The following is a 3,833-nucleotide window of genomic DNA, read 5'->3' as shown; positions in this document are numbered from 1 at the left end:
TAGTCGTAATTTTACTACGGGGTCGTACCAGCCAACTATAAAATGTAAACGAAACCTATGTTGATTGAATAAGCATAATAATTTTAACTTGTAATTAATTTGCATATGATTTTTTTACATTATTAGATATAACATTTCTTGAATTTTATTTATTAACTATATTAGATTACCACCATGGGATGGGATGAACTATAAACGATTTTACTAGCTCTAAACTCACATTCAATGTTTCATTTTCTCCTGCTTTACATTCAATCCATTTTTTAGGTGCCTGACACGACCCCATAGAATGTAACTAGAAGTTACATTCTTGCTACTAAATTAGTTTTGGAGTTTACACAAGAAGTAGCAAAAACGAAAAAACTTTATAAAGTTGAATCAAGCAATTTTCCTCCTAAAGAAACACATACTAAATATACCTATGGAGGATTACTTTGGAAAGGTGGCAATAATGGTATTATGATAGATAGTAATGGATATTATTGGAGTGTAAGTACAGAACTAATAGAAAGAATGGATAAATTATTAAAAGAGTCTCAAATACTCCGGTAGCTAATATATGAAATAAATATAATCATATTCAAGTATAGCTGGAAGTAGTGGCTAGATGACCTATAATCAATGTTGCCGTCCACATTGGCTGGCGGACTACTTTAAAAATCAGGGGGAAATAACATATGAATGATAATATTTTTTGGATAATTATAGGGGTAATGTTATTATCAAGTATCTTAACTGGCATTCAGCAATTACGAAATGATAGTAAACGCACAATTAAAATTTTAGAAAAAATTGCTAAACAAATTGGAGTACCTGAAATATCAGTTGATGATGAAATTAAAAGTCTTGTTGTAGATGTATTGTTATTGCAGTCATATATGGCATGATTAGTACTCGCTTATATCCGAATTTGACCTACTTTTTCTTTGGACCAACAATAGGCTTTTGGGGACTTTGTTTTGTTATGCTTGCTATCTTCAACATTATTTTTATATCTATGTTTTACAAAACAGCTTATAAATATGGTGCCGCAACGATTGCAGGGATTACAGGTGCTATGATTTTCGCTGGTGGAGCAGAGTGGTTGGGAATAGTAAATTCTTTAGTATTTGACCTTTTTAAAGGTACTGGTGCTGATAATATGGCAACTCAATTAACAATCTTGATTGTAGGAATTGCTATATTTTCAATATTCAGCCTTGTTGCTTATAGTATTGCAATTAAACGATTTGAGAAAGTGGATATATAATGGACATAGCAATTTCAAACACATCTGAAAAACCAATTTATCAGCAACTTTTTGAACAAATCAGCGCTCAAATTATAAAGGGAGACATAGAAAAAGGTTATAGCTTGCCACCAATAAGACGAGCAGCCAAGGAACTACGTGTTAGTATCATCACAGTAAAAAAGGCCTGGGAAGGACTGGAACGATGTGGTTTGATTTATAATGTAACAGGTAAGGGATGTTTTGTAGCTGAACACTCATCCGAAGAGATGCTTCAAAAGCGTAACGAAATGATAATAAAGCAAATGGTTGAGGACACTTCATATTACAAATCTCTTGGCCTCACCATAGAAGAAGTTTTTGAGCTTATGAGGAAGGTTTATTGAGAAGGTATGAGTATGAACGTCTTAATATATAGTATAATTCTCGCGTCTCCACAGAGGTGGAGTGCTGTTCGCTACTAAAAAGAAAAGTGTAGAGGCGCGATAATTAAAAAACATAGTAAAAACTTCGTAATAAGGTTTGCAAGTCTAAATTATTTATTCAATTAGGGAATTTAATTGGTCTTTTATTGCTGAAAATGACACTCCCTTTTCTGTACAATAGGTTCTGATAATTTGATTTGTTGGTGGCATAGGTTCGTTTAATACCTCTTCAATTTGTTTCTTGGATATTCCTGCATTAAGTAATTGTTGGAAGGTTGTAGACCCCTTTACCACATTCTCTTCTTCATTGCTCACTGCAATGCTAGATTCATTGTTTTTATCTAAAGGCTCGGGTGAATTTTCTGTAATATTAACTATATCAACCTGATGACTTTTAAAATAGGTCTTTTGTACCTCATCCAACTTATCTAATTCTAAAAGTATTTTCACGGCTCCATTAGGTAAGTATGAATCTGCCAATGTCACCGGTAGATTTTTGTACAGAGCTACAAAAATCTGTACTGATTCATTGCCAATTTCAACTTCTAGATTTTCAAATAATCCCTCTAAATCTTTGGTCTGAATATCTGTAGGAACTGTATCTTTTGGAATATTAAAGGCATCAAAGAGAACTGGTACATCTATTTCAAAAAGCTCCCCCACCTCTGCAAAAGTATAAGAACCTCTTATATCTTCTGGATTATATTCACCAGCATTGTCCCCAATTTGAATTTTTGCAGGTATCTTTGTGGAAGTTGTCGTCCATATATCTAACCCTATTGTAATCAGTATACCACCGAAAAAAACAGTTAAAATAATAATAGCTAGTTTATTCGTTTTGATATTCATTGCTGCTCCTCCTTTGATTGTATTTTAACTGTTGGTTGGTTTATTTTTGCTAAATTTACTGTGTTAGGCATCGGACAACTACTCTCAGAAGTACATTCCATACAACTAATACATTGGTGATCGGTAATGGCATCCTCTCCTGAAATAGTGATATTCATAGGACAAGCTTTGTCACATGCTTTACAGTTAATGCAGCTGCTTTGGGTACGTCGTATTTTGAATATTCTAAATTTATTTGTTAATCCTAGCAATGCTCCATAAGGACAAGCATATTTACACCATGGTCTCTCAACAAAAAGTGATAATATTATTGTAACCCCTAAAACAATAAGTGCTTTTGGTGCTACCTCATTTGACCAAAAATTAAATAGGGCATAATAAGGATCAATATCTGTAAACATTAAATAACCTGACTTGGAAGTCACTATAACCACAGCTATAAGTAACAGATATCTAAAATATCTCATATAGCGGTCAATGCCTTTAGGAACAAAATTGTTATATCTATTCTTAAAAATCCTCTTGCCTATTTTCCCAATCCACTCTTGGAAGGAACCTAGTGGACATATCCACCCACAAAATACTGGTCCAAAAAAAACAGCTAATATAAATATAATTCCCATGAGTACAACGGATGACATATGAATCTTCTGGATAAACGTTCCCAATGTGGCTAAGTTATAAAGTGTGACCACCCCACCAAAAGGACATAATGCATGAAGAGAGGCTTCGGATAAAAAACTGATGCCTCCTCCTGCTTCTGCAAGTGTTTTGTTAATTGCTATGGCTCCAATAAGAACAAAAAAGAATATTTGTACTATGGACCTACTCTTAATTCTTTTAGATTTTAACATTTTTATTCCCTCCTATTTTTCAAAATAAGGGACTGTCAATATTGGCAGCCTCTTATTAAGTTATTTAGTTGTTATGAACTTAGTATAATTTAAAAATGTGATGAAAGTATGTTAGAAATGTCATAAAAATCAAAAATATATTGACTGTTATCCATATAGAATCAATTACATTTTCTTGATGCTATAGTTGATGAATTTCTTGAATATAAATTTATCAGTATGCCAGAACAAAATGTTGATATCAGATGCATCATGATTTTGAAGATATAGAGATAAAGGTTAATGCACCGAAAATTTTAGAGGATGTCCTCCGAAGGAAAAGGAAGAAATGTATGATTACTACGGGGTCGTACCAGCCAACTATAAAATGTAAACGAAACCTATGTTGATTGAATAAGCATAATAATTTTAACTTGTAATTAATTTGCATATGATTTTTTTACATTATTAGATATAACATTTCTTGGATTTTATTTA

At 32.6% G+C, this 3,833-nt stretch carries 6 protein-coding genes and 1 pseudogene; 5 read left to right on the top strand and 2 right to left on the bottom strand.

Annotated elements, in window-relative coordinates; all coding sequences use genetic code 11:
* The first annotated feature begins 327 nt into the window (after window positions 1–327).
* The 4 genes from JJD95_RS19925 (at window position 328) to JJD95_RS19910 (ending at window position 1,614) form a co-directional block, all read left to right on the top strand.
* Window positions 328–552: a hypothetical protein gene (locus JJD95_RS19925; RefSeq protein WP_291645233.1), complete on the top strand. Its 225-nt coding sequence runs from the start codon at window positions 328–330 to the stop codon at window positions 550–552.
* A gap of 125 nt (window positions 553–677) precedes the next feature.
* Window positions 678–887, top strand: a complete 210-nt coding sequence (locus tag JJD95_RS19920; protein ID WP_291645231.1) for a hypothetical protein — start codon at window positions 678–680, stop codon at window positions 885–887.
* Window positions 884–1,249 carry a hypothetical protein gene (locus JJD95_RS19915; protein ID WP_291645229.1) on the top strand — a complete coding sequence of 122 codons (366 nt, stop codon included), beginning with the start codon at window positions 884–886 and terminating at the stop codon, window positions 1,247–1,249. Before JJD95_RS19920 ends, JJD95_RS19915 begins: the two co-directional genes overlap by 4 nt.
* A complete protein-coding gene (locus JJD95_RS19910; protein ID WP_291645227.1) occupies window positions 1,249–1,614 on the top strand; it encodes a GntR family transcriptional regulator in 366 nt (121 codons plus the stop codon). The genes JJD95_RS19915 and JJD95_RS19910 overlap by 1 nt, the downstream gene beginning before the upstream one ends.
* Window positions 1,615–1,767: 153 nt before the next feature.
* Here the strand turns inward: JJD95_RS19910 and JJD95_RS19905 are convergent, their stop codons facing one another.
* Window positions 1,768–2,502, bottom strand: a complete 735-nt coding sequence (locus JJD95_RS19905; protein ID WP_291645225.1) for a hypothetical protein — start codon at window positions 2,500–2,502, stop codon at window positions 1,768–1,770.
* On the bottom strand, window positions 2,499–3,356 hold the full coding sequence (locus tag JJD95_RS19900; RefSeq protein WP_291645223.1) for a 4Fe-4S binding protein: 858 nt from the start codon (window positions 3,354–3,356) through the stop codon (window positions 2,499–2,501). The genes JJD95_RS19905 and JJD95_RS19900 overlap by 4 nt, the downstream gene beginning before the upstream one ends.
* Window positions 3,357–3,565: 209 nt before the next feature.
* Here JJD95_RS19900 and JJD95_RS19895 point away from each other — a divergent pair.
* Window positions 3,566–3,706, top strand: a pseudogene (locus JJD95_RS19895) (radical SAM protein); the annotation flags it as partial.
* Window positions 3,707–3,833 lie beyond the last annotated feature (127 nt).

Source organism: Clostridium sp. (assembly GCF_016650035.1).
Lineage (GTDB): Bacteria > Bacillota > Clostridia > Clostridiales > Clostridiaceae > Clostridium_AD.
The sequence above is the reverse complement of the archived record's forward strand: the minus strand, read 5'-3'. Positions and strand labels throughout refer to the sequence as shown.

Excerpts from the sequence above, each read along its gene's own strand:
- JJD95_RS19920 (WP_291645231.1), top strand. The coding sequence starts at position 678 with ATGAATGATAATATTTTTTGGATAATTATAGGGGTAATGTTATTATCA.
- JJD95_RS19915 (WP_291645229.1), top strand. The coding sequence starts at position 884 with ATGATTAGTACTCGCTTATATCCGAATTTGACCTACTTTTTCTTTGGA.
- JJD95_RS19910 (WP_291645227.1), top strand. The coding sequence starts at position 1,249 with ATGGACATAGCAATTTCAAACACATCTGAAAAACCAATTTATCAGCAA.
- JJD95_RS19905 (WP_291645225.1), bottom strand. The coding sequence starts at position 2,502 with ATGAATATCAAAACGAATAAACTAGCTATTATTATTTTAACTGTTTTT.
- JJD95_RS19900 (WP_291645223.1), bottom strand. The coding sequence starts at position 3,356 with ATGTTAAAATCTAAAAGAATTAAGAGTAGGTCCATAGTACAAATATTC.